At 50.7% G+C, this 24,664-nt stretch carries 31 protein-coding genes and 1 tRNA gene; 12 read left to right on the top strand and 20 right to left on the bottom strand.

Translation table 11 applies throughout. The annotated features are described in order from the left end of the window. The first annotated feature begins 75 nt into the window (after positions 1-75). The 5 genes from IPG80_RS14415 (at position 76) to IPG80_RS14395 (ending at position 4,219) form a co-directional block, all read left to right on the top strand. Positions 76-1,410: an alpha-amylase domain-containing protein gene (locus IPG80_RS14415; protein ID WP_345108011.1), complete on the top strand. Its 1,335-nt coding sequence runs from the start codon at positions 76-78 to the stop codon at positions 1,408-1,410. 109 nt (positions 1,411-1,519) lie between these two features. Beyond that, positions 1,520-2,287, top strand: coding sequence for an SDR family oxidoreductase (locus tag IPG80_RS14410; RefSeq protein ID WP_345108009.1), 768 nt, complete (start codon positions 1,520-1,522; stop codon positions 2,285-2,287). Positions 2,288-2,302: 15 nt separating this feature from the next. After that, positions 2,303-3,040 carry a hypothetical protein gene (locus IPG80_RS14405; protein WP_345108007.1) on the top strand — a complete coding sequence of 246 codons (738 nt, stop codon included), beginning with the start codon at positions 2,303-2,305 and terminating at the stop codon, positions 3,038-3,040. Between the two features lie 89 nt (positions 3,041-3,129). Then, positions 3,130-3,519, top strand: a complete 390-nt coding sequence (locus tag IPG80_RS14400) for a DUF6504 family protein (RefSeq protein WP_345108005.1) — start codon at positions 3,130-3,132, stop codon at positions 3,517-3,519. Continuing rightward, complete coding sequence (locus IPG80_RS14395) at positions 3,494-4,219, top strand: type II CAAX endopeptidase family protein (protein ID WP_345108004.1); 726 nt, start codon at positions 3,494-3,496, stop codon at positions 4,217-4,219. Before IPG80_RS14400 ends, IPG80_RS14395 begins: the two co-directional genes overlap by 26 nt. Positions 4,220-4,257: 38 nt before the next feature. Here IPG80_RS14395 and IPG80_RS14390 read toward each other — a convergent pair whose 3' ends face one another. The 17 genes from IPG80_RS14390 to IPG80_RS14310 form a co-directional block, all read right to left on the bottom strand. Further along, positions 4,258-5,508, bottom strand: a complete 1,251-nt coding sequence (locus IPG80_RS14390; protein ID WP_345108002.1) for an NAD(P)/FAD-dependent oxidoreductase — start codon at positions 5,506-5,508, stop codon at positions 4,258-4,260. 216 nt (positions 5,509-5,724) lie between these two features. Then, positions 5,725-6,798: an ACR3 family arsenite efflux transporter gene (gene arsB / locus IPG80_RS14385; RefSeq protein WP_345108000.1), complete on the bottom strand. Its 1,074-nt coding sequence runs from the start codon at positions 6,796-6,798 to the stop codon at positions 5,725-5,727. A gap of 13 nt (positions 6,799-6,811) precedes the next feature. After that, entirely contained in the window at positions 6,812-7,207 is a 396-nt protein-coding gene (locus IPG80_RS14380) for an arsenate reductase ArsC (RefSeq protein WP_345107999.1), read from the bottom strand. A gap of 69 nt (positions 7,208-7,276) precedes the next feature. After that, the gene (locus tag IPG80_RS14375) at positions 7,277-7,534 is read right to left on the bottom strand and encodes a thioredoxin family protein (protein ID WP_345107995.1); all 258 of its coding nucleotides are present in this window, start codon (positions 7,532-7,534) and stop codon (positions 7,277-7,279) included. A gap of 11 nt (positions 7,535-7,545) precedes the next feature. After that, complete coding sequence (locus tag IPG80_RS14370) at positions 7,546-8,592, bottom strand: permease (protein ID WP_345107993.1); 1,047 nt, start codon at positions 8,590-8,592, stop codon at positions 7,546-7,548. 3 nt (positions 8,593-8,595) lie between these two features. After that, on the bottom strand, positions 8,596-8,991 hold the full coding sequence (locus tag IPG80_RS14365) for a metalloregulator ArsR/SmtB family transcription factor (protein WP_345107991.1): 396 nt from the start codon (positions 8,989-8,991) through the stop codon (positions 8,596-8,598). Between the two features lie 128 nt (positions 8,992-9,119). Then, positions 9,120-10,151, bottom strand: coding sequence for a prenyltransferase (locus tag IPG80_RS14360; RefSeq protein WP_345107989.1), 1,032 nt, complete (start codon positions 10,149-10,151; stop codon positions 9,120-9,122). Positions 10,152-10,223: 72 nt separating this feature from the next. After that, on the bottom strand, positions 10,224-11,123 hold the full coding sequence (rarD, locus tag IPG80_RS14355; protein ID WP_345107987.1) for an EamA family transporter RarD: 900 nt from the start codon (positions 11,121-11,123) through the stop codon (positions 10,224-10,226). Between the two features lie 13 nt (positions 11,124-11,136). Further along, positions 11,137-11,967 carry a serine/threonine-protein kinase gene (locus IPG80_RS14350; RefSeq protein WP_345107986.1) on the bottom strand — a complete coding sequence of 277 codons (831 nt, stop codon included), beginning with the start codon at positions 11,965-11,967 and terminating at the stop codon, positions 11,137-11,139. A gap of 57 nt (positions 11,968-12,024) precedes the next feature. After that, positions 12,025-12,408, bottom strand: a complete 384-nt coding sequence (locus IPG80_RS14345) for a DUF2203 domain-containing protein (RefSeq protein WP_345107985.1) — start codon at positions 12,406-12,408, stop codon at positions 12,025-12,027. Between the two features lie 108 nt (positions 12,409-12,516). Continuing rightward, entirely contained in the window at positions 12,517-12,729 is a 213-nt protein-coding gene (locus IPG80_RS14340) for a cation transporter (protein ID WP_345107983.1), read from the bottom strand. A gap of 46 nt (positions 12,730-12,775) precedes the next feature. Beyond that, entirely contained in the window at positions 12,776-13,963 is a 1,188-nt protein-coding gene (locus tag IPG80_RS14335) for a sulfite exporter TauE/SafE family protein (protein WP_345107981.1), read from the bottom strand. A 78-nt stretch (positions 13,964-14,041) separates the two neighbouring features. Beyond that, a complete protein-coding gene (locus IPG80_RS14330; RefSeq protein WP_345107979.1) occupies positions 14,042-14,551 on the bottom strand; it encodes a hypothetical protein in 510 nt (169 codons plus the stop codon). Position 14,552: 1 nt separating this feature from the next. Continuing rightward, positions 14,553-14,786, bottom strand: a complete 234-nt coding sequence (locus IPG80_RS14325) for a hypothetical protein (protein WP_345107978.1) — start codon at positions 14,784-14,786, stop codon at positions 14,553-14,555. A 77-nt stretch (positions 14,787-14,863) separates the two neighbouring features. Beyond that, entirely contained in the window at positions 14,864-17,338 is a 2,475-nt protein-coding gene (locus IPG80_RS14320; RefSeq protein ID WP_345107977.1) for a heavy metal translocating P-type ATPase, read from the bottom strand. 53 nt (positions 17,339-17,391) lie between these two features. Then, on the bottom strand, positions 17,392-17,610 hold the full coding sequence (locus IPG80_RS14315; protein ID WP_345107975.1) for a heavy-metal-associated domain-containing protein: 219 nt from the start codon (positions 17,608-17,610) through the stop codon (positions 17,392-17,394). 76 nt (positions 17,611-17,686) lie between these two features. After that, positions 17,687-17,956: a metal-sensitive transcriptional regulator gene (locus tag IPG80_RS14310; protein ID WP_345107974.1), complete on the bottom strand. Its 270-nt coding sequence runs from the start codon at positions 17,954-17,956 to the stop codon at positions 17,687-17,689. Positions 17,957-18,110: 154 nt separating this feature from the next. Between IPG80_RS14310 and IPG80_RS14305 the strand changes: the two genes are divergently transcribed. Together IPG80_RS14305 and IPG80_RS14300 are read left to right on the top strand one after the other, a co-directional pair. Beyond that, a complete protein-coding gene (locus tag IPG80_RS14305) occupies positions 18,111-18,740 on the top strand; it encodes a hypothetical protein (protein ID WP_345107973.1) in 630 nt (209 codons plus the stop codon). A gap of 62 nt (positions 18,741-18,802) precedes the next feature. Then, complete coding sequence (locus tag IPG80_RS14300) at positions 18,803-19,051, top strand: hypothetical protein (RefSeq protein WP_345107971.1); 249 nt, start codon at positions 18,803-18,805, stop codon at positions 19,049-19,051. A gap of 42 nt (positions 19,052-19,093) precedes the next feature. On the opposite strand, the gene IPG80_RS14295 is transcribed toward IPG80_RS14300, so the two are convergent. From IPG80_RS14295 to IPG80_RS14285, 3 genes are read right to left on the bottom strand one after another with little or no spacing between them, the layout of a single operon-like run. Further along, entirely contained in the window at positions 19,094-19,783 is a 690-nt protein-coding gene (locus IPG80_RS14295) for an MBL fold metallo-hydrolase (RefSeq protein ID WP_345107969.1), read from the bottom strand. After that, positions 19,780-20,757, bottom strand: a complete 978-nt coding sequence (galE, locus tag IPG80_RS14290; RefSeq protein WP_345107968.1) for a UDP-glucose 4-epimerase GalE — start codon at positions 20,755-20,757, stop codon at positions 19,780-19,782. Before galE ends, IPG80_RS14295 begins: the two co-directional genes overlap by 4 nt. 56 nt (positions 20,758-20,813) lie before the next feature. Next, positions 20,814-21,713 carry an alpha/beta hydrolase-fold protein gene (locus IPG80_RS14285; RefSeq protein WP_345107966.1) on the bottom strand — a complete coding sequence of 300 codons (900 nt, stop codon included), beginning with the start codon at positions 21,711-21,713 and terminating at the stop codon, positions 20,814-20,816. A 33-nt stretch (positions 21,714-21,746) separates the two neighbouring features. Here IPG80_RS14285 and IPG80_RS14280 point away from each other — a divergent pair. The 5 genes from IPG80_RS14280 to IPG80_RS14260 form a co-directional block, all read left to right on the top strand. Continuing rightward, positions 21,747-21,821: transfer RNA gene (locus IPG80_RS14280), tRNA-Pro, on the top strand. Positions 21,822-22,287: 466 nt separating this feature from the next. Then, complete coding sequence (locus IPG80_RS14275; RefSeq protein ID WP_345107964.1) at positions 22,288-22,590, top strand: hypothetical protein; 303 nt, start codon at positions 22,288-22,290, stop codon at positions 22,588-22,590. Positions 22,591-22,599: 9 nt separating this feature from the next. Continuing rightward, positions 22,600-23,481: a hypothetical protein gene (locus IPG80_RS14270; RefSeq protein WP_345107962.1), complete on the top strand. Its 882-nt coding sequence runs from the start codon at positions 22,600-22,602 to the stop codon at positions 23,479-23,481. Between the two features lie 11 nt (positions 23,482-23,492). After that, on the top strand, positions 23,493-24,224 hold the full coding sequence (locus IPG80_RS14265) for a dolichyl-phosphate beta-glucosyltransferase (RefSeq protein WP_345107961.1): 732 nt from the start codon (positions 23,493-23,495) through the stop codon (positions 24,222-24,224). Beyond that, positions 24,208-24,664: ribonuclease HII (locus tag IPG80_RS14260; protein WP_345107960.1), on the top strand; the 457-nt coding region annotated here is incomplete at its 3' end. The genes IPG80_RS14265 and IPG80_RS14260, both read left to right, overlap by 17 nt.

The raw sequence follows: 24,664 nt of genomic DNA, 5'->3' as shown, positions 1-24,664 counted from the left end.
TCCATTACCTATTACCCATATCCCCCACATCGTTTTCCCGTACAATCTTCCCTACAATTTTTTAGGAGAGAAACGATGGGCGTCATGATGCAAACCTTTTACTGGGACTGTCCCAGAGAAGACGGAAAAGAATTCCAATGGTGGAACTATATCCACCGCGAAATACCGGGGCTGGCAAAGGCGGGCTTTACCTCACTCTGGCTGCCACCCGTTCACAAGGCTGCGAATCTATTCGGACCCTCCATGGGCTACGACCCATACGATTATTACGACCTCGGCGAGTTCGACCAAAAGGGCAGCATCCCTACCTGGTTTGGCACGCGCAAGGAGTTGGATCAAGTCATTGAAAGCGCACACAAGCACGGGCTGAGTCTGATCGCGGATATGGTCCTCAATCACAACTCCGGTGCCGATGCGCAGGAAGTCAATCCCATCACCGGTCAACAACGCTGGACAGTCTTCAACGCCAAGAGCGGACGCTTCACACGCAACTGGGAGTCGTTTCACCCCAGCATGTATGAGTCTTGGGATGAGATGACCTTTGGCGACATGCCCGATCTCTCGCATCGCAACCCGTATGTGTATGGCGAATTGCTCAAGCTCGCCCGCTGGCTCATCGAAGAAGTCGGCTTCGACGGTTTTCGCTACGACTTCGTCAAAGGCTTTGCCGCCAACACCGTCACTGCCATTCAAGAATATCGCTACATGAAGAACGGTGCTTATCACAAACCCTATGGTGTCGCCGAATATTGGGACAACGCCAGCAACACCCTGCATTGGGTCAACGAAGCCAATGAGTCCAATCACAACCCGGTCGACGCCTTCGACTTTCCCCTGCGTGAACTGCTTAAAGGATTATGCGATTCGTATGGGTTTAGTTTAAAAACCCTGGTGAATGGCGAATCGGTATTAAAAGCGCAGCCATACAGCACTGTGACCTTCGTTGAGAATCACGACCTGCGTGATGAAGGTCGCCCGATCAGCAACGACAAACTGCTTGCGTATTCCTACATCATGACGCATGAAGGCTATCCCTGCGTCTTTTGGAAAGATTACTTCAACTACAACCTCGCCCTGCGCGACACGCCCAACGGCATCGACGCGCTCGTATCAGCGCACGAGAAACACGCCGGAGGCGATACCTCCATCCTCTATCTTTCGGATGACCTCTACATCATGCAGCGCGGCGGTCATGACGCCCAACGCGGACTGATCTACGTCCTCAACAACCGCGGCGATGACTGGCGCGGAGAGTGGGTGCAAACAAAATGGAACAACACCTCCTTTCAGCCTGTTGCCTGGTGGGGCAAACATGACCGTTCCCGCCCCGCCGACCAAACCACCGCAACCGATGGTCGCGGTCAATTCTTCGCCCCGGCGCGTGGATATGCCGTTTACGCCTTGAAATAAAAAAAGCTCTCGCTATGTAAACCAAAACACAGCGAGAGCTTTTTTATTCACTACCAACTTAATATCTCAGTAATCATTCACGAACGATTACATCAACTATAATTCCGGCATGAACTTAAACCTGATAAATAAAGTAGCCATCGTCACCGGCGCCAGCCGCGGGATCGGAAACTCCATCTCGCAGGTTTTATCTGCAGAAGGGGTAAAGTTGACTCTCGCGGCACGCTCGCCGCTCGAAGAGTTCAGCGCCTCCCTCCCCGCCGAAAGCCTGCCTCTCTCCATTGACCTGCGCCACCCCGATTCAGCTTCCCATGTAGTAGATGCCACTCTCGAGAAGTTCGGCAAGATCGACATCCTCATCAACAATGCCGGAGCCACCAAACGCGGCGACTTCCTCACCCTCACCGATGATGACTGGGCAGATGGATACGCTCTCAAACTCTTCGGAGCCATGCGTCTCTCCCGCAGCGCATGGGTTCATTTGATGAAGAGTAATGGCTGCATCATCAACATCATTGGCATCGGCGGGCGCACAGGCTCGGCTGAATTCGCAATTGGCGGGTCGGTCAATGCGGCGCTGATGAACCTCACCAAAGTCCTGGCAGACCGCGGCATCAAAGACGGAGTGCGAGTCAACGCCATCAACCCCGGCTCCATCGCTACTGAACGGCTGCAAACCCGCATCCGAACCTTTGCCAGCGAAAACAACCTCAGCCATGCAGAAGCAACATTACAAATGGCAAACCACCTCAATATCTCCCGCTTCGGCACACCGGAAGAGATCGCCCAGGCAGTTGCCTTCCTTGCTTCGCCACAAGCATCTTACATCCACGGCTCCATTCTTGATGTAGATGGGGGCGCAACGAGAACGTTATAACGGTACAATCATCCAATGAGAACTCGATCCGGGTATATAGCTTGGTTGGGCATATTCCTCTTTATCCTGGGGATAAGTATGGGCTTGTCTCTATCCGCTGCCATGACCTGGGGCGAAATAGAGACCAACCTCATTGCAACGCCTACAGATTCGAAGTCGCTTTCCCTTTCCTGTCCGTGGATGATCGCACCAGGTGAAACCAGCACGATCAAGACCGAGATCATTAACGACCTTGAGCAGGAGATCGAGCCCATGGTCATTGCCGAATTTGGTCAGCCCAACACCCCTGCCCAAAAACGCGAATCCAAAATTTACATACTAAGCCCGCGCGAAACGCAACCTCTCCAATGGAGGGTGGATGATTCATACGCAGCATTCGGGCGGGTGATTCCCGTTCTCATCATTCAGTCCCGCTTTAACCTCAACTCACCTCGCACGGGTGCATGCGGGATCTTATTGTTCAGTATCTTTGGGTTAAGCGGACTCCAAACCTTGATCTGCATTATTATCTGCAGCCTGATTTGCATCGCAGTCGGCACCATTCTGAGCCGCCCTTATTTTTCTACAACTGATGAACATATAAAAAAATTCGCTCAAATAGGCAGGTTGCTTGCCATAATCACAGTTGCCGCATTAGCGATTGCCCTGCTGCGGTGGTGGGGACTGACCACTTTGCTACTAACTATCTGTGCGATCACCATCGGCACTGCTGTGACCGAGCTTTTAGTACCTTCGAACAGATCCAGAAGTTAGGACACGAAGGAAGCGCAAATGTACGTGTACCACAAATAACCCCTGGCAAGGAACGGAACAGCCGCCTTGATACTGACGGAAAAACATCAATGACAGACCTAATTCCCATTCATTTTTACGATGATGTTATCAAAGTTCAATTTGATGAAGCGCCCGTGCGCGAGAAAGCCCCGCACTGTCCGAATGGTTTCGTTTGGGATGAGCAAACTTACCGTATTACAGCCACCCTCTCCGAATGGACCGACTTCTCGCGCAAAGGCAAAATGGCAAAGAACATGCGCCCCGCCCATGCAGAGGCAGCTTCCATCCGCGGGTCACTCAACGTGGGACGTTACTACTTCCGCGTGCAGGTTGAAAGCGGACGGATCTTCGATATCTACTATGACCGCGCCATGAAAAGCGTGGACGACCGCAAAGGTCAATGGTTTATTTATCGGGAATTGGAACAATCAAATGGAACAACAACCGCAAAACAATAATACCCCGGGAACGCAGCCGCCTCCTGCTGCCCCCATGCCTGCTTCATGGACTGCAAGCGATACCTGGCTGGGGCTTTTTCTTTTGGTATTAAGCATTTTTGTATACGTCCTTGCCATATCACTGGTGGGAGACTCTCAGAATACCGGCATCTTTTTCGTTGCCACATTCGAGTTCATTTTACTCATCCCCATTGCCATTATCTTTTCACTGCGTAAAGTGCGCTGGGTGGAATTGGGGCTGCGTGGATTTAATCGCAACAACCTTGCACTGGGATGCGGACTGCTGGCGGCAGTGTACTTCCTCGTCATCATCAACAATCTCATCATGGTTGCGCTTGGCATCGTCACCCAGGCAGATATACTTTCGGAGATCCTTGGCGAACTCGACTCGCCACTGCTTTTTGTTTTTGTTACCGTTATTGTGGCACCCTTCACTGAAGAACTGTTCTTTCGCGGTTTCCTTTTCAAAGGGTTACGCGAGAAATACGGCTGGATCAATGCGCTCATGTTCAGTTCCATCATTTTTGCACTTTTTCATGGGCAGATCGCCACACTCATCCCCACCTTTCTGATTGGAGCTTTATTCGCGTACATGTACCAACGCACGGAGTCTGTTTACCCCGGCATGCTCCTGCATTTCACGATCAACGCCGTGGGGGCGCTGATCTTATTCTTCGCAAATCAATTCGGTGCTTTATAAGAACACATCCTCAGAGAAAACCTCTGAGGATGTGTTCTTTATTCTCTCGTGATCAGCCGCACTTGATTATCGTAGAAGAAATAATCCCACGCCCAGTTGAACATCACAATAATGCGGTTCCTGAAACCGATGATGCGATAAATGTGCAGGAAGACCCAGATCACCCAGGCGATGAATCCACTGAACGAAACGCCAAAGATGCGGGCGACGGCGGCGTTACGTCCCACCGTGGCGAGCAGACCGGGGTCTTTGTAGTGAAATGCCTTGGGCTCCTTCCCTTCCATCATCAGACGAATATTCTTCGCCGCCGCCTGACCTTGCTGGATTGCCACGGTCGAAAGCATGGGCAAGGGTTGACCATTTCCATTGGTGAGAAAAGAAGCGTCACCGATCACAAAGGCTTCAGGAAACTGAGGCAGGCTCAAGGTCGCCTGGATGCGAACGCGCCCCATGCTGGCTTTTTCTGCTGGCAATGCATCGATGATCTCGGCAGCTTTCGCGCCCGCCGTCCAGATCAGCGTTTGACTCCCGATCACAGAACCGTCTCCCAAGGTCACGCGTAGACCGTTGAAATCCTGCATCTTGGTGTTCAAGCGCACATCCACCTTTTTATCTTTCAAAAGCCGCAACGTTGCCTGACGCAACTCATCGGGATATGGCGCGATCAAATGCGGACCTGCCTCCAGTAAGATGACTTGAGCCTCGTTCAAATTCAAACGCGGATAATCCTTGCGCATCACATGTGTGATGAGTTCTGCCAACGCTCCTGCCGTTTCCACGCCGGTGGGACCTCCCCCAACGATGACGAAGGTCAGCATGGCTTTACGTTTTTCGAGGTCGGCTTCGTGGCTGGCTTGTTCGAACATCGAAAGCAGATGATTGCGTGTGGTGACGGCGGTCTCAAGGTCTTTGAGTTGCAAGCCGTGTTTTTCGAGCGTATCAAAGCCGAAGAAGTTCGTGCGCGCCCCGGCGGCGATCACAAGATAGTCATACGCGATCACCGAGCCGTTCATCTTCACGAACTTTTCGTTCAAGTTGATCTCGGTCACTTTGCCCATTTGGAAGGCGAGGTTCTTTTGTTTGCGGAAGATCGTACGCACGGGTTGGGCAATTTGCGATGGCAACAGACCGGCAATGGCTACCTGATACAGCAGCGGCTGGAACAGGTGATGGTTATTCTTATCGATCAATGTGATGTGTACAGGTGAGTTGGCAAGTCCGCGAGCGGTTTCGAGACCGGCAAACCCAGCGCCAATGATGACGACATGCGGCTTTTGTTTGGTATTCATAGTTTCCTCTGTGTTGGCAGTTGACAGTCACTTTGGAAGTGACTGTCAACTTTTGTTTTGTTTGTGAAATTTATCACCATTATTATAACCAAACTAGTCTTATTTGTAAACATTTTCACAATAAGACGCTAGTACTACCCACTTAACGGAAAAGCCCCCCGCTTCATTACAACGGGAGGCTTGATTCTATTTATTATCCTTTTCTACACTGACAATTTATCCAGCTGGCGCATGATGAGCATCGTTCAGAAAATATTTCTTCTGGAAAAAGAATGCCACATTGACCAGACCGATCATCACCGGCACTTCGATCAACGGACCGATCACCGCTGCAAATGCCGCACCAGAGCCAATGCCGAAGACAGCAACCGCCACCGCGATCGCCAGTTCAAAGTTATTGCTGGCAGCCGTAAAAGAAAGTGTGGTGGTCTTGGAATAGTCCGCGCCGATGGCTTTGCCCATAAAGAATGAGACAAGGAACATCACCACGAAATAGATCAACAACGGGATGGCAATGCGCACCACATCGAGCGGCAACTGCACGATCACATCACCCTTGAGCGAGAACATCACCACGATGGTAAAGAGTAAAGCAATGAGAGTCATCGGGCTGATCTTTGGCACAAAGACTTTGTGATACCAATCCTTGCCCTTTGCGCGGACGAGGATAAAGCGGGTGAAAAAACCTGCCAGGAATGGAATGCCAAGATAGATAAATACACTGGTTGCGATTTCACTGATGGTGATATCCACAATGTTGCCAGTCATGCCGAACCAAGTCGGCAGAACGGTGATGAAGACATAAGCATACACGCTGTAGAACAACACTTGAAAGATGCTATTGAAAGCAACCAGACCTGCTGCATATTCATTATCGCCTTTGGCAAGTTCATTCCACACAATAACCATTGCGATGCAACGCGCCAGACCGATGAGGATCAGACCGGTCATATATTCCGGATAGCCGCGTAAGAAGATGATGGCAAGCACAAACATCAAAATCGGACCGATCACCCAGTTTTGAATGAGTGAGAGGCTGAGAATCTTCCAATTACGAAAGACATCGCCCAACTCATCGTAGTGGACTTTTGCAAGCGGCGGATACATCATAAGAATCAAGCCGATGGCAATGGGAATGTTTGTGGTTCCCACAGAAACAGCAGTGTTGAAATCTGCCACCGCTTTGGGGAAGAGAAAGCCAATACCCACCCCCACCGCCATGGCAAGGAAGATCCATAGGGTTAGATATCGGTCGAGAAATGAAAGTTCTTTGCGCTTTTCGTTTTTCATTGTTGCCTCCGTATTAATTCGTTTTTAGCAACTCCAGGATCACTTTTTCAATATCATCGCGCACAGCGCGAAAATCATTCAGATCATCGGTCAGCGCGGGGTCGGGGAAACTATGATGAACCTTCTTTCCCTTCCCCAGCCAGACGGGACATTCCTCTGCCGCCGAATCACAGACGGTGACGACAAGGTCAAAGCTTTCGCCTTGAAATTCGTCTGCTCGCTTCGACCTACCCTCATGCTGGATACCAATTTCAGAAAGCGCTGTCAACGCCTTGGGGTGGATGTAGCCCGCAGGCTTTGTCCCCGCGCTGACGGCTTGCCACTCCATGCCCATGCGCGCATTGACGATGGCTTCCGCCATTTGCGAACGGCAGGAATTTCCGGTGCAGAGGAATAAAACTTTTTTCATTTGTCTCTCTCCTTGTACATGGTGTCCGTTCTTTTACCATGACAAAGAGTTAAGCATGTTATCGTTCGGTTAAGGATTCGCCGTTTCCAATGCGCTTGCGATCCAAGTCGTCACTTCCGCAGGCGAAGGGATGCGTCCATACGAAACGACCTTCTCATTGACGACCAACCCCGGAGTAGACATGATGTCGTATGCCATGATGTCGGGATACTCGGTCACTTTGACGATCTCTGCCTGGACTCCCATCTGGTCAACGACTTGATGAGCAATGGCTTCCACTTTTTTACAATTGGCACACCCTGAACCCAATACTTTGATGGTTAACATTTCATTTTCCTTTACAAGATCAAATTGAATAAATAGCCAGTGAAGATGATCGCAATGGCGATGACGACAAAGAACGTCACCAAAAGCGGCATCTTCAAAACGCGTTTGAGAATCACTGCCTCGGGCAAACTTAAGCCAATGACAGACATCATGAATGCCAGCGCTGTGCCTACCGATGCACCTTTCTCGATCAATGTACCAATGATAGGGACAATCCCCGCAGCATTTGAATACAGCGGAATGCCAATGAGCACCGCCAGCGGCACCGACCACCAAGCCTGCGCCCCTAAAATGGACGCCAGGGCATCTTCCGGCACATAGCCATGAATACCCGCCCCTACTGCAATACCAACCACTACATACAACCAGACCTTGCCCACGATCTCTTTCACCGATTGCCAGGCGCGTTCGATACGGTCAGACCAGGTCAGTTTTTCTTCGATCACGTTCACTTTGCGGTGAACCTTCCAGACAAAATCTGCCACGTATCTTTCCATCTTTAGCCGCCCGATGATAAACCCAGCCACGATGGCAACCGCTAAACCCGAAGCCACATACAACCCTGCCACCTTCCAACCAAACAAACCAAACAGCAGGATAATTGCCACTTCATTAATGGTCGGAGCTGCAATGAGGAAGGAGAAGGTAACGCCAAGCGGAATGCCCGCTTCAACAAAGCCGATAAAAAGCGGAACTGCCGAACAAGAACAGAACGGAGTGACAATTCCCAGCATGGCGGCAAAGATATTGCCCACACCTTCGCGCTTGCCGCCCAACAAGGCACGCGTCCGCTCGGGGCTGAAGAAGGTGCGGACAACCGAAATGAGAAATACCATTCCAGAAAGCAAAAGCAGGATCTTCGGCACATCGTAGAGGAAGAAAGCAACAGACTCACCAAGCTGCGAATCTGGAGCAAGCTGCAGTAGGTCGAATGAGATCCAATTTGCAAGAGGTTGGATGAGGTTATACGCGGCTACCCACAAAACAAGGGCAACAGCCAAAGTAGCAAATATCTTTTTTTCAGAATGGGGAACAGATGGGTTAATGAGTGTGGTCATGATCTATAGACTCGTTACGGGGATTAACACGGGTACACATTGCGGGCATTCACAAGATGGATATACCTGCGTATTGATAAGAGAAGAAACGGCTTCGGTGGAAAGTCCGCTTAGGGAGGCAGAAGCAGTAATGAGATCCAATAAAGAGGCGTTCTTTATTTTGTAGAAAACATACCGTCCCTCGCGGCGATCCTGGAGGATATCCGCTTTGCGGAGCGCCATCAAATGCTGCGAGATGTAGGCTTGGCGCAATCCCAATGCGGTTTCAAGGTGACAAACGCATGCTTCGCCTTTGCCGATGGCAAGGAGAATGGCAATGCGCTGCGGAGAAGCTATGGCAGATAAAGGCTCTGCGAGTTGTTTTGAGATTTGAGTAAATGGTTGGTTTTTCATATTCATAAATCTGAATGTATTGTAACGCACATATTCAAAAAATTGAATATGACAATCGTCCTCGAAAAATCACCTCTCCCCTCGCAACAAAAAAGCCTCCCAATAATGGGAGGCTCGGGAGTGTAAATTGTGATTTAGCGCCAGAAATTTTGTGTGGCAGGGATCAGGCGAATCGCTACATCAAGCAAGAGACCGAGCATGAAGAGCGAGCCAAAGGCGCGATTATTGCGAAAACCAATGGGTGCGAAATAAAGGGGCCAGCCGCCCTGTCCTTCAGGGAAGCCTTCGGGGCGGGTTTCAGGCTTGGGCTTGGTGAGAGGCGGAAGACTCTCGCGCAAAGCAGGCAGTGCAAAGAGCACGATCAACATGACTGGTGTGAAGAACTTGGTGGCGATCAAATAGCCAGTGAAAAGATATGGCAAAACCATCATGGCAATAATGGTGTAGCGAGCGGCTTTTTCGCCAATGACCACTGGCAAGGTATAGATCTTCTTTGCCTGGTCCACTTTGATCTTATCGATATGTTTGCCGAAGATGACTGTGGTTACGCCGAGCACGTATGGCAAGCTGGCGATGACGACCGGCCAATTCCAATTTCCTGTGAGGACGTAGTAGCCGCCGCCGATCATGAGCGGCCCCCACACCATGAGAACTGCCACTTCGCCAAGGGCGAGACCTTTGAGAGGCCAGGTGTAGAACAACACAAAGAATGAACCCAGACCAAGCAGGATCCAGGTGGTGGTATTGAATTCGGTCTGCCAGACGAGGTACAAGCCCGCGACCATGGCAAGGATGCCGGTGACCACAAAGTAGGTCAGGTGCTGACGTTTGGTCATCAAACCAGAAGCGACAGGCTGCGCCCCATACATGGTGCGGTAGTAATTGTCCTTATCCACACCCCGGACAAAGTCGGTGTAGTCGTTGAAGATATTATTGCTGGCATGCGCCATGATGAGACCAAAGACCAACGCGAACCAGGGCAGGAAGCTGAACGAACCATCCCGCCAGGCAAACAAACCCGCCAGGGCAGCAGAAATAAAAGTCATGATAAGAACGGCAGCCCGGGTGGAGATGAGCCATTTGGATATGATATCCAATCCATCCCATTCTTCCTTTGAGACCTCAGGGATCACATTAAGTGCTTTTTTCCACATTGCGAAATTCATGTAAGCGCTCCTTTAAAATTTTTGTGATTATACCAATCCATAACAAGGCAACACCAATCACAGGGGAATTCGTTAACCCTCTCCCAATTCAGGGACAGGTTCAATGGGATTGCGATGTGCAATAATATTTTCAACCCAAAAAATGATCAATGCAAGCCACACGATCCCAAAACCGATGAAGCGCGTCGTATCGAAAGGTTCTTTGTAAATAAATACACCGATGAGAAACTGAATGGTAGGAGCAAAATATTGTAAAACACCGATCATGTTCAATGGGATCTCTTTTGCAGCGGAGGCGAACATAAGCAGCGGAATAGTGGTCACCACACCGGCACCAACAAGAAGCAGGTCGACTGTACGCCCGTCATGCAGGAACTCACCAGCACCGGTGGATTGAATAATCATGAGGTAAATTAACGCGATCGGGAAAACGATACCGGTTTCAAGGGTTAACCCATAGACCGAACCAAGCGGGGATAACTTTTTGACCAAGCCATACAACCCAAAAGAAACTGCCAACGAAAGGGCGATCCAGGGCAGGCGACCGTAGGTAATGGTAAGGTAAACCACGCCAATGGCGGCAATGATAATGGGCAGCCATTGCATGGGGCGCAGTTTTTCACGCAGAAAGAATACACCAAACAGCACGCTCAATAATGGATTGATGAAATAGCCGAGGCTGGTTTCGACAATAAACCCGGCATTCACACCCCAAACATAAATAAGCCAGTTCAAGGAAAGCAAAACACCAGCAACCGAATAGATTCCCAACGTTCTGCGGTCAAACGCCACAGCACGGAAATCATTCCACTGACGGGTAAGCAGGATAAAAGCCAGCAAAAGGAGAAAAGACCAGACAATGCGATGTCCAAGCAATTGCAGTGCGGGAACATCATGCAACAATTTCCAGTAGATCGGAAAGAACCCCCACATCGCGTATGCCGCGATGCCGTACCAGATACCTTTTTTCATTTTTCTCCAGAATTTATAATTTTCTTAAATACCACTTACCCGAAACTACTTCGTTCACATCCCGGGCAAAATCGCCTGCCGTTGCGTAACGGTCATCAGGTTCTTTAGCCATTGCCTTCGCGACCACTTCCTGCCATACCGCTGGGATGTTCGATTTGACACTGCGGATATCTGGTATCGGCATTTTTGCATGCGAGTTGATCAGGCTGGTGGCTGAGTCACTTGAGAATGGCAATTGCCCTGCCAACAAACGATAAAGGGTCACACCAAGGGAATACACATCCGAACGCGCATCTACATGGGCACCCCGGGCTTGTTCGGGGCTCATGTACGCCGGTGTACCCACCAGCCATTCCCCGTCATCATCCTTGATGGATTTTGAAGTCGCAATGCCAAAATCAGAGAGGAAGGACTCACCAGACGCATCGAACAAAATATTGGAGGGCTTGATATCACGGTGGATGATGCCTTTGGCATGGGCGGCATCAAGCGCATCCCCCACCCGTTTCAGAATGTGCGCCATCTCTGTCAATTTGATATCGCCCTTATCCAACCGATCTTGCAGGCTGCCGCCTGCCATGTAACGCATCACGATATACGGCTGCTGACCATGCCAGCCGAAATCATAAATGGGCACAATGCAGGGATGCTCCAACGCGGCAATGACCTCGGCTTCATTCTGAAAAAAATCACGATACATCTCATCCAATGTACGGCTGTACATCAACACTTTGACGACAACCTGCCTTTGAATGTATGGATCCTTTGCGAGAATAATGACACCCATGCCCCCCATGGTCAACTCCGATTCGATCTCATACCGTCCAATTTTGGATACACTCATCTCTGCTCTCCAGGTCTCAATGAAATTGTTTTGCGTACGGATGTGATATGAAAACGACTACTCCCAGTCGATAAGCTGACGCCCCGCGAAACCCGCCTCGATCTCGTGCCAGAATTGGATACTCCCCTCACCATATTTCCAACACAGGCAGATCAACCTGCCATCGCGCACCCCGGGGAAATCGATCAGCCCGATCGAAAGGTCCTTCACTTCAATATCCATATCTTGAAGGCGGTGCAGGATCGCATCCAGCCGGTCAAAATCTGGCAATATTTTACTTAATGCCGGGTTGCCGCCATTCCCTGCTGATTTTTCCACCATTGCCCAGATTTCAGGCTGGTGTTCGCGGACCCGCTCCACGATTTCCATCAGTTCCCCCACCATCGGGCGGACGATTTCCAGCAGATGATTTGCCTCTCTTGGCGTGTAGTATTTGGGCATGGGGGACAGTATAACGGAAAGAGGAAGGTAGGTAAATAAGTTTAAAGAATTAGTCGGGCAAAACGGCATTTTGGTGCTGCCCGACAAAACTATTATTTGACAAAACAACTAAACAACCACCGCTGTGTATCCCTTTTCCTTCACGGCTGTAATAATCTGTTCATCGGTCAATTTGGCTTCATCATATTCAATAACCATTTCCAGTTTATGATAGCTGGCATTGATCGCTTTCACGCCATCGAGGTCATCTTCCAGAGATTCGATCTTCATGGCGCAGTTGGTGCAACTCATATCGGGGATTTTGAAGGTTTTTTTTATCATTGAAACTCCATTTTGGACGATGGTTTGTGGTCTTATGGTCTATCGTCTAATTTCCGAACACGATCTGCCCGGTGTACATACCCATCGAACAGGTAAAAAATAATTTTGAGCCTACTTCCTGGGCAGGGATGCTTATCTGGACAGTACCAGACTCTGGCAATAATTGATACACGTTCAAATCAGGGATGACAAAGTCACGCGCACAAGAGTAGGTGTCTTTGGTGATGAGGTTTAAGGTCAAAGTTTTCCCTGCAGGAGCTTTGAGAATGGCAGGGAAATATCCGTTGTTTTCCACGTTTAGGATGACCTCATCACTTGCGGCGGCAGGTTGGGAGGATTCTGCTACAGTATTGGATTCTGCTTGTGGAGCGAGCCAGCCGCGGGTCAGGTTTTGAAGCGAAAGGGGCGAGCCCATCAGGTTGAGTCCGCCGTCCAACGTCACGAGTCCCAAGATCAAAACAACAACAGCGACGAATCGCATAAAGAATTTTTCAAGTTTTGAACCAAGTTCGGTGGCGAGATACGCGACGACGAAAAATACCGGGCTGGTACCGAGGGTGAAGGCGAACATTAATGCCGCGCCCATGAGTACGCTGCCTGTGCCGAGGGCGGTTGCCATCATCGCTTGAGTGACGCCGCAGGGAATGAAGATCGTGAGCAAGCCAAGAAAGATCGGTGTGGCGGTATCTGTGCCTTTGGTAGTTCGGCGGATGTAACGCGTGATGAACTTCGGCGGCTCAATGGAAAAGTAGCGGAAGATAGGGTGGACGTTGAACATGCGCAAGGCGTTGCCAACCATGAAGATGCCGATGGCGATCATAAGGAAGGCGCGGGTCAACGGACTTAATGTAAGGAAGGAACCAAGCCAGCCGAGCAAGGCTCCCATCAATGTATACGCAACCAGTTTTGCAAGGAGAAAAAGTGCTATCGGCATGGCAGAATTGGTACGCGCTGCTTTTTTATTTTTGGCTTGGGCGCTGTAATCCTGCTCGATCTGATACGCCAGCGAACTGGCGAGCAAACCACCCTGTACCGCAAGGCAGCTCAGTCCGCCAGTAGTAATGCCAGTGACGAACGCCACGACGAGTTGACTCATCACACTGGCATCGGCAGTGATGTTGATGGAATTCGTATCAGGCGCAAAGACGATCATGGCAACAGCCACGGCAAGGAAAATAACGCCGAGCATCACAACAATGACAGGGTCTACCGAAGGTTTTTGATTCTTACTCATTCGACCTCAATAAAGTTTTTTCACATTACACATTACGGCTTACGCAAATTCTTAATGCGTAAGCCGTAAATTCGTTTCTTATCGCTGCCCGCCATCCCAAACGACGAAGGGCATGTTGATGACTACGCCAGGTTGTTCGATGGTCAATTCACCGGCAGTTTCGGCAGCCAACACATCATCGACATGGGTCAATTCGCGAGCTTTGGATTCATCTGTCCAAGTGATGACATTGAGGCGGCGAAGCGGAGTGTACCCATCGGTGCCGGGAGGGTTATCGAACACGTCAGCTTGAAACCCGAACGGACCTGAACCAGCCAAGCCATTGGTGAAAACATAAACATTCGCCAATGATTCATCAGGCACATTCGCCAGCGAAGGCACGAGGATCACTGGTGACTTCATCATGTCGGTCAGGGCTTGTGATACACCGGGGTCTGAAGCTTCGGTGTGGATGAAATAAATTTCCTTGCCATCTGCCCAGGCTTTGCCTGCGGGCAATTCGGCTTTGGGCATTTCGGCAGCTTTGGGGGCACAGGCGGTCAACGTGACAAACAATACAGTCATCAGTAGTAAAGCTATCTTTTTCATTTTAAGAGTTCCTTTTGTCAAATTCGGATTCATCGACATCCTCGGGCGGATGTTCAACCTCTCCAGCCATAAAAGCTTCCGGCGCAAGCAGAAATGCTTTCAGGCAGGCGGCATTACAAAAGTAGACTCTCTCTCCGTTAAACATCGCACTAGGGTAAGTGGATGGGTCTTTCAAGATTCCGCCACAGGCGGATTTGATTTCCTGCTGTTCAGGTTCTTGAGTTAGATTGGTCATATATTCTTGTGACGATGGACAATAGACGATTGACCATAAAACCATCCATCGTCTATCGTCCGTGGTCTATCATCATCCTAAATCTTCACACCGCGCAATCGCAAACTATTCGTCACCACAAAGACACTGCTGAACGCCATCGCGCCAGCGGCGAGCATCGGGTTCAAATATCCAAGCATCGCGGCAGGGATGAGGATCACGTTGTAAATGAACGCCCAGAACAGGTTTTGCTTGATGGTCGTGACCGTCTTGCGAGACAAACTTATTGCACGCGACACGCCGCGCAGATCGCCGCTCATCAAAGTCACAGGTGCGGCAGCCATGGCAACGTCTGTGCCTGTGCCAATGGCGAGACCTACATCCGCTTGCGCGAGAGCAGGCGCATCGTTGACACCGTCACCGACCATCGCAACGACTGACGATTGACCATGGACCATGGACGATTGCAACTTCTTGACCTCAGCAGATTTGCCTTCGGGCAAGACTTCAGCCAGCACTGTGTCAACACCAACTTGCTTCGCAATCGCTTCAGCAGTTTTCTGGTTGTCGCCGGTGATCATTGCAACTTTCAAGCCCATCTTGTGCAGGTCGGCAATCGCATCTTTCGAACTGTCCTTGATGGTATCTGCCACCGCAATGATTCCTGCGGCGACGTTATCCACCGCAACCAGCATCGCCGTCTTGGCTTCGGATTGTAGACGCGACACTTCGGATTCGAGACTGCCTAACGAGATTCCTCTCGCCTCGAACATTCTCTTGTTCCCGACCATCACGCTTCTTCCTTCGACCTCGGCTTGAACGCCATGCCCAGCCTCTGCCTTGAACCCAGCCGGATCCACCAACGTCAGCCCGCGAGTGGTGGCTTCCGCCCAGATCGCTTCACCGAGCGGATGTTCACTACCTTTCTCAACACTCGCAGCCAAGCGGAGCAGTTCGTCCGCGGTCAATTGTCTATTGTCTGCGGTCACAATATCCGTCACCGCTGGTTGACCTTTCGTGATCGTCCCGGTTTTATCGAGAACAACTACGCTAACTTTTCCTGCACGTTCCAAGGCTTCACTATTTCTAAACAAGATACCCGCTTCTGCGCCTTTGCCCGTCCCCACCATGATGGCGGTTGGTGTGGCGAGTCCCATTGCACATGGGCAAGCAATAACAAGCACAGCCACCATATAAATCAGTGCGCGGGTGAAATTATCAATATCCGAATTGATCGGCAAGGTCGGACCAAAGAAGTACCAACCGAAAAACGTCAGCGTGGCAATGGCAATAACCGCAGGGACAAACACGGCAGAGACTTGATCCGCCATTTTCTGAATGGGAGCCTTGCTGCCTTGCGCGTCTTCTACGAGTTTAATGATCTGCGCCAGGGCGGTTTCTTTTCCAACTTTGGTGGCTTCGAATTTGAGCATGCCGAGTTTATTGAGCGTCGCACCGATGACAGCATCACCCGGTTTCTTTTCTACCGGAAGAGACTCGCCCGTCAGCATGGATTCGTCGATCGCACTGCGACCTTCGACCACCACCCCATCCACAGCGATCTTCTCACCGGGTTTGGCGATCACCACATCCCCCACGCGAACATCGTCCACGGGTACTTCGGTTTCGACACCCTCACGGATGACGCGCGCGGTCTTGGCACGCAGACCCATCATTTTCTTGATGGCATCGGAGGTACGTCCCTTGGCACGGGCTTCGAGGAACTTGCCGAGTTTGATCAGAGTGATAATGACCGCAGCGGTCTCGTAATAGACGTGTCCCATCAGCCAGCCGAACGTGATCGGCAACGAATAGAAGAACGCGGCAGAAGAGCCCATCGCAATCAGCACATCCATATTCGCCGATCGATTGCGCAGCGACTTGAACGCACCCACGTAATATTGCCAACCTACATAAAATTGAACTGGCAAAGCCAACGCCAGCATCAGCCAGTTAAACCAGGGTTGGGCGTCGCGCATGCCGTCCATGGTGGTGCCAGTGTAAAAAAAGGAAGGAAGCAGCCCGAAGTCTTTGCTCATGGAAAGAACAAAAAGCGGGACTGTAAATATCAAACCAATGATGAGCAGACGGCGCTGTTCGTTGATCTCATGTTCGCGCGCCATTGCTTCGGCATCTTCTGCCACACCGCCAAGTTCTATGGCTTCAAAACCAGCAGCAGATACTGCACGGCGTAATTCAGCTTGCGTAATAATGGTCGGCACGTATTTGACACGCGCCTTTTCAGTTGTAAATGTCACCTGCGCTTCGAGAACGCCTTCGAGTTTGGCGAGGGCTTTTTCGAGGCGGCGGGCATCGTTGTCATCGGACAAACGCTTGATGACAAGATCCGCTTCACCGGTGGCTACGCCATACCCGGCACGGTTGACGCGGGCGATGAAATCGGTCAGCCCAAGTTTGGATGCGTCAAAATCCAGTGTGGCGCGTTCGGAGGAAAGGTTCACCACCGCGGTTTGCACGCCATCGAGCTTTTTCAAATTGCGCTCCACCGTGGCAACACAGTTGGCGCAGGTCATGCCGGTAATGGGGATTGTGAGTTGCTTTGTTTCGGTCATTTAAACCTTCTTGTAGACCTGACAGGTTTTCGAAACCTGTCAGGTCTAAGTAATTACAAAGTAAGCAAACCTTCAGCGGGATAATTGATCTCGGCAAGCAATGCCTTGATCTTGGCTTCGTCGGCAGGCGCATCGAAGGTGATAACAACCTTCTTGGTGGCTTCTTCAGCCTTTACGGACTGAACGCCCTGCAATTCGCCCACTTCCATTTCAATGGTGTGGGTGCAATGTCCGCAATGGATGGCGGGGACGTTATAGGTTACGGTGGTCATGGTTTATTTCTCCTATTTTGTTTTAATGTTTAAGGATCAAGGTTGAGGGTTCAATTGCAATATGAAACCTGCACCCTTAAACCTTTGTTGACATTTCAAATACTTCTGTGATCTCTTTCAAGACCCGTTCGCGTTCTTTCTTATCATTTCCCTGGATCGCCGTGATAACACAGGAATTCAGGTGGTCTTCAAGAATTTTTGAACTGACCTTGTTCAAAGCGGCTTCTACAGCCTGTATCTGACGGATGATATCGATACAATATGCATCTTCCTCCACCATACGGATGACTCCGCGCAGGTGTCCTTCCACGGTCTTTAATCGTCTAAGTGTCGCTTCGTTTTCCATAGTTACCTCTAGCTTCCAGATACAGTCCGCTTAGTTTCTCTTACCCCCCCCCAGGGGGGTAGGGGTAAGAGAAATATACGCCATCTCGTACCCTCTCGTCAAGTCGATAAATGTCATCGGATTGGGGTGTATATTGACAAGTATAATTTTCGAGATGAAAAGAAAAACGCCTCTTCTCTTAACAATAAGCCTGCTCCTGTTTCTGACAGCCGCCTGCACACCGAAAGCGACCCCTGACCCCAATGTGCAGATCCAGCAGGCAGTCAACGCCACCATTGCCGCCATCCCCACCTCCACACGGACGACTCCCCCCACCCCATTTCCATCATCCACGCCGTTCAGCCTGATCGGCTTGTTCTGCGAATATCAGTTTTGCATCGGTCATCCCGTGGATGTATCCTTCTTTGATGTGAGCGCGCAGCAGAACCCTGCCTCTCCCAGCACCTACAGCCAGGGATTGATCGCCGCCTTCAATGGAAATCTCTTCATTCAAACCATGTGGCAGATCGCGCCGAATACAGCTGACCCAAAATTCCTCTTCGATACCCTGCTCGACGATGCCATTGACACCCCGACCAACAACCTCGATGTCTTTCTAACCCGCAACATGAACGTAGTCTACGACAATATCACCACCATCGCCACCCCGGCACTCCCCTACGGCGGCGCAGGCGCATGGACCTGCGGCGACCGCGTCTTTGCCTGGAAAGTCTATACCCCACAAGCCGATGCCGCCCGTGGGCTTTTCGATGAAGCCCTGGCGCGCTTCACGTGTGGTCAGTAGGACAAATAGGTGAATGGCAATACGTATGAAGAAAGATATTATCTTGTCAAGGAGATACTCAAATGTCCACCGAACAAGACCTTATCAACCTACGCGTCCGCGTAGCAGAACTGGAAGTTAAATTAGATTTCCTTTACAGGAAATTAGGCATTGAATACGTCAATAACCCCGGCATGGCAGATTCGCGGATTATTGAACTGCTCAAGAAAGGCAACAAGCTTGAAGCTATCAAAGTCTACCGCGACCTGACCAATGCCGACCTGATTGACGCAAAAAGAGAAGTGGAAAAAATCGAAGCAAGCATTTTATAAAGAAAAGAGCCGGAGACAAAATGTCTCCGGCTCTTTTCTATCTTATCTCGGCTTAAAGCTGGCGATCTCTTTTTGCATAATACTTACATCAAAAACCCTGCCGTGTGCCGGGTGAACTTTCTTAATCCCCATCGGCAAGATCTTCTTCCAGCTTTCGACGACCTTATTGATATCATCTGCAAGCACGGGCAAACCGGGCGTCAGGCGCAGATACCAATCGTTCATCGCCATATCCCCTATGAGGGCATCGCCCGTCTCGAGCAAAATACTCACATGTCCCTGTGAATGACCAGGGGTATAAACGACTTCACCGGGAATGCCATACTCTTTCAGCGACATACCAGCATCGGAAATAACCGTATCCACTTTGAGCGGGGGAAGATGCGGATTTAATATCCGCTTTGCCGACCATGCCATCATCCGACCATACGGTGTTGTTCCATTTGGAAATGGCGGCTGCCCCGTTTCAACCATGAACTGATCCTTTTTGTGGACAGCGATCTTTGCGCCGGTGAGCTTTTGAATATCGGCAAGGCAGGTGATGTGATCCCAATGCCCATGCGTCAGCAGGATCAACTTGATCTCTTTCGGGTCAATGTGCAATGCCTGCAGTTGCCGCTGAAACGAAGGAAAACCGCCCATTGCACCGCCATCAATAAGAATAGTGCGGTCGCCGCGTAAAAGAAAGCAATTGCAAATACCAACTGGAATACGATGAAATGTAAAACTCATTTTTCGTATCCATGCGGATGCGTTGTGTGCCATTCCCAGGCACTTGAGAGGATATCCTGCAGGTTGGTATTCTTTGGTTCCCAGCCTAATTCCTTTTTGATCTTCGTTGGAGAGGCAACCAAACGCGCCGAGTCACCGGCGCGACGCGGCTGTTCAACAACAGGAATGGCATGTCCCGTTACCTTACGCGCAGCCTCGATCACTTCACGAACGGAGAATCCGTTGCCACTGCCCACGTTGTAGATCATCTTGTCGCGCTTCTCCAACGCGCCCAATGCAAGGACGTGCGCTGAGACCAAATCACCCAGATGAATATAATCACGAATGCAGGTTCCATCGGGGGTGGGGTAATCGGTGCCAAAGATCGTGGCGCTCTCTGCTTGACCCAATGCAATTTGCAACACACGTGGAATCAAATGTGACTCAGGCTGATGCGCCTCGCCCCGTCCGGGCAATGCGCCGCAGGCATTAAAGTAACGCAAGATGGCATAGTGCATTCCGAAAATCGAACGATACCACTCAAGCACTTGCTCGGTCATCAACTTTGTGTGACCATATACATTGGTTGGTCCGATCGGCGAATCTTCCGTCAGCGGCTCTTCGCTCGATTGATATACCGCTGCCGTAGAGGAAAAGACGATCTTTCGCACGCCAGCTTGCACAGCCGCATCCATCAATTGGACTGAATTAGCGAAGTTGTTACGAAAAAATCTACCGGGATCTTTCATGCTTTCACCGGCTTCGATGAATGCCGCAAAATGCATTACGGCATCATATTTTTTTGAATTCAACACCGCGGCAAGCGCCTGACTGTCATCTAATGAGGCATGGATGAATTCTGCTCCAGCCGGAACCGCTTCGCGATGCCCGGTAACGAGTGAATCATAAACAGTAACGGAATGCCCTGCCTTGATGAGTGCTTCTGCGGTCGCAGAGCCGATATAGCCTGCACCGCCGGTTAAAAAGATGTTCATGTATACTCCTGTTTAAGCTAGAAACAAAATTATACCCGTGGTACGAACCCTGTCTCTTATTCGCTTTCAGGCTGCGGGTTCCATGCCTCGGCGTACCATTGTAGGTATTCATGTACATGCAAACCCCAATAAAGTTCGGAATGATCACCCGACAGGAAATGATATTCATGAGTGTAGGAATAACGTGTGAGTGACTGCTCAAATTGGACAATGCTTTTTAACTCACGGTCATTATCTCCGGCATCCAACCAGATGCGCGGGCGGCTTTCCTGAGGGATGCTTTGCATGAGTTTATCTACGACATAGCCATCACCCTTAAAAATGGCGGGAGAGTGCAAACCCAATGAACCGAACATGCCGGGGTTCTCCAAACCCAGTTGAGCTGTCCAGCCGCCCCCGCGGGAAAGCCCGCCAAGGGCGCGATGGTCGCGATCTGGAATGGTGCGATAGTTGGCATCAATATGCGGAACCAGCGCACCGACAAGACGCACCCCAAACGTGGAGCCGGGGCTTGAATTCCAATAATTATCATTGGGAAAGACAACGATAAACGGGACACTCTCTCCGCGAAGATACATTTCATCCGCAACCTGCGGCACCCCCAACCGCACCCATTGATCCATGGTATAGGTTTGCCCATGCAGCAAATAGAGGACGGGGTAACGCAAGTCGGTCAGTTCGGAGTAACAAGGCGGCAGGTAGATAAGAAATTCCTGCGACGGGACGGTGGCAGTCACCACTCCCTGTTCGATCTTGCCTGGCTGGCTAAGGCAGCCCAACGGAGTTGCCGTTGCTGTCGGCGGCACAGGGCTGGGACTGGGCGTCACTGTAGCAGTGGAAGTAGGAGGGAGAGTAACGGTCGCAGTCGGTACAGCCTCTTCCAGGGACGAGCAGGCTGAAGCTCCAAAAAGAAGCAAAAATAGAGTTATTGTGAGAATGGCTTGACGGGTATTCATTCTTCGCATTATACTCGGCAGGCTTATTTACATCGGGGCGTGGCGCAGTCCGGCTAGCGCGCTTGCTTTGGGAGCAAGAGGTCGCAGGTTCGAATCCTGTCGCCCCGACTAAATAGCAAATCAGGTGCAGGTTTCCCCATTGAGGGGATTGTACAAATCCTGTCGCCCCGACTAAATAGCAAATCAGGTGCAGGTTTCCCCATTGAGGGGATTGTACAAATCCTGTCGCCCCGACTAAATAGCAAATCAGGTGCAGGTTTCCCCATTGAGGGGATTGTACAAATCCTGTCGCCCCGACTAAATAGCAAATCAGGTGCAGGTTTCCCCATTGAGGGGATTGTACAAATCCTGTCGCCCCGACTAAATAGCAAAACAGGTGCGGGTTTCCCCATTGAGGGGATTGTACGAATCCTGTCGCCCCGACTAAATAGCAAATCAGGTGCAGGTTTCCCCATTGAGGGATAAGGCAGCCTATCAAAACTATGTAGAGGCTAGGAGACACGAACGTTACAGTTATGTGATGCGTGTCTCTCTTAATTTAAGCTGTGTTAAAATTAATTTCAAAGGATTTTCCATGGCAAAACAAATCGATTGTGTCGTTGAAGCCGTACGTTATAAGAATGGTCAGATCGTTGTAGTGCGCGCCTATGAACGCCGTGGCTTCACCTTCTCAGACCGGCTCGTTTTAGACCGTAAGACCCTGCTTGAACGCCTGCAAAAAGGACAGCAGTTTGTTTCCGGCACGCGGCAGGAGTTGAAGGCAAGTACTTTTACGCTCGCCAAATCCATTATGCTGGTCAAGACAGATGACCGTGAATATATCGCCACTCATGAAAACGCGGCAAAAGATGAGCTGGAGAACGTCCCGCTCTTTTAGGTGACATGCATGAAAGTTATCGATAGAACTCCATTCCTGGATCAACAAGGGAGCATCAGCGTCGTTGCCCGTGTTCAAGGAACCCTTAAATTCGGACCAAACTGGTTCCCCGAAACGGAAGCACAGCGGCCTGTGATTGCCCAATTGGACCGCCTTTTGGATAAGGGGTTCGCATTAATTCGAAACTTTACCCTGCCCGGCAGCGACATTATCATTCCCATGATCCTGATCGGACCCGGCTCCATGACGGTGATACTCGCCTCCCCCGTCAAAGGACAATTTGAAGCCAAGGAAACAGAATGGAACACGGTCAGCAATGGCGTGGCAACCCCCGCTAAAAGAAACTTGATCGACCTGCTATTAAAACTAAGGCGAGCTTTCCAAAAGTACCTGGAAATAAACAATATCAATACCCCATTTCAAGTGGATGCGGTCCTGATCGCCATTGACCCCGGCGCGAACATCGAATCGATCAGACCGGCGGTGCGGGTATTGCGCAGCGATGCGATCAAACAATTTGCGAACAGCCTCAATCAGACCGGCGCTGTGTTGCGTGCCGAACAAGTGTTGGCGCTGGCAGATTTGATCATCGAACCCCAACCGAGTACCACCATTGTTCAGGAGGGAGAAGCTCCCCCGCCTCAGACTATGAAACCGGTTGAAAAACGAGCACCCGCCGCCGCTCCTCAAACACAAATTCCTAATGCGGCGCCCAAGGCTCCACCCAAAGCAGCCTCAAACGCCGCGCCCAAAGCGCAACCAGCGCAGCCTGCCAGAAAAAAATCCTCTGGCATCTCGCGTTCACAAATCATCCTGCTAGCAGGATTGGGAATTGTGGAATGCTGTGTGGTTATCGCTGGAGCATTCGCGCTATTCTATCTGACCCCCTAACATAACCTGAATTGAACGCATTATTTCTATCCGTTGTCATCCCCGCTCACAATGAAGCGAATCGCCTGCCGCGTACACTCGAGCAGGTCTTTTCGTTCCTGCAAGAACAGACCTATACCAGTGAAGTCATCGTCGTGGAAAATGGAAGCACAGACAACACCCTTGAGCTTGCCAGACAATTCGCACAACGTCACCCCAACCTGATCGTAGTGCATGAAGAAAACAAAGGCAAAGGGAATGCCGTCCGCCGTGGCATGCTTGAAGCGCATGGTGAATTCCGCTTCATTTGCGACGCCGATCTTTCCATGCCCATCGAAGACCTGCAAAAATTCCTGCCGCCCGCCTTGGACGATTTCGATGTTGCCATCGGTTCACGTGAAGCGCCAGGCGCCATCCGCTACAATGAGCCGCCCTACCGCCACCTCGGTGGACGTGCCATCAACTTCGCCATCCGCGCCTTGATCCTGCCTGGCTTGCACGACACCCAATGCGGCTTCAAATGTTTCCGTGCAGAAACCACCGAAACCATCCTGCGGCAACAAACACAGACCGGCTGGTCTTTCGATATTGAATTACTCTACCTTGCCCGCCGCAATAAAATGCGTATCCGTGAGATTCCCATTCACTGGTATTACGACGCTGACAGCAAGGTCAGCGCGGTACGTGACGCCCTGCGCATGATCGGCGACATCTTCCGCATCCGCCTCAATGGGATACGCGGCGTGTATGATCCCAAACCCTGATTTAACGTACGAAAAAAACATCTGGTCTTCCTATACTTTGATCGCCGGAATGGATGAAGCCGGGCGCGGCGCCCTTGCCGGACCCGTCTGCGTCGGCGCGGTCATCCTCCCCCACAACCATCCGCATCTTCTCCAAACTCTTAGCGGAGTACACGACTCCAAGCAGTTAACTCCCGACAAACGCACCAAACTTGTACCGCATATCAAAGAGACCGCCATCGCCTGGGGTATCGGATTCGCATCCGCAGAGGAAATCGACTCATTAGGCATTGTGCCCGCAACTCGTCTTGCCGCAAGCCGCGCACTGGAAGGGTTGCATCAATTTCCTCAGTACCTGTTAACAGATTTCCGCCTTGAACTCCCCGAGCTGGACCTTCCTCAAACTGCCATCGTCAAAGGTGACCAGCGTTCATTAAGTATCGCCTGCGCATCCATCCTCG

The sequence above is a fragment of the Candidatus Villigracilis vicinus genome, from assembly GCF_016702885.1.
GTDB lineage: Bacteria > Chloroflexota > Anaerolineae > Anaerolineales > Villigracilaceae > Villigracilis > Villigracilis vicinus.
Note: the sequence above shows the minus strand (reverse complement) of the source record. Positions and strands in the feature narration are given on the sequence as shown.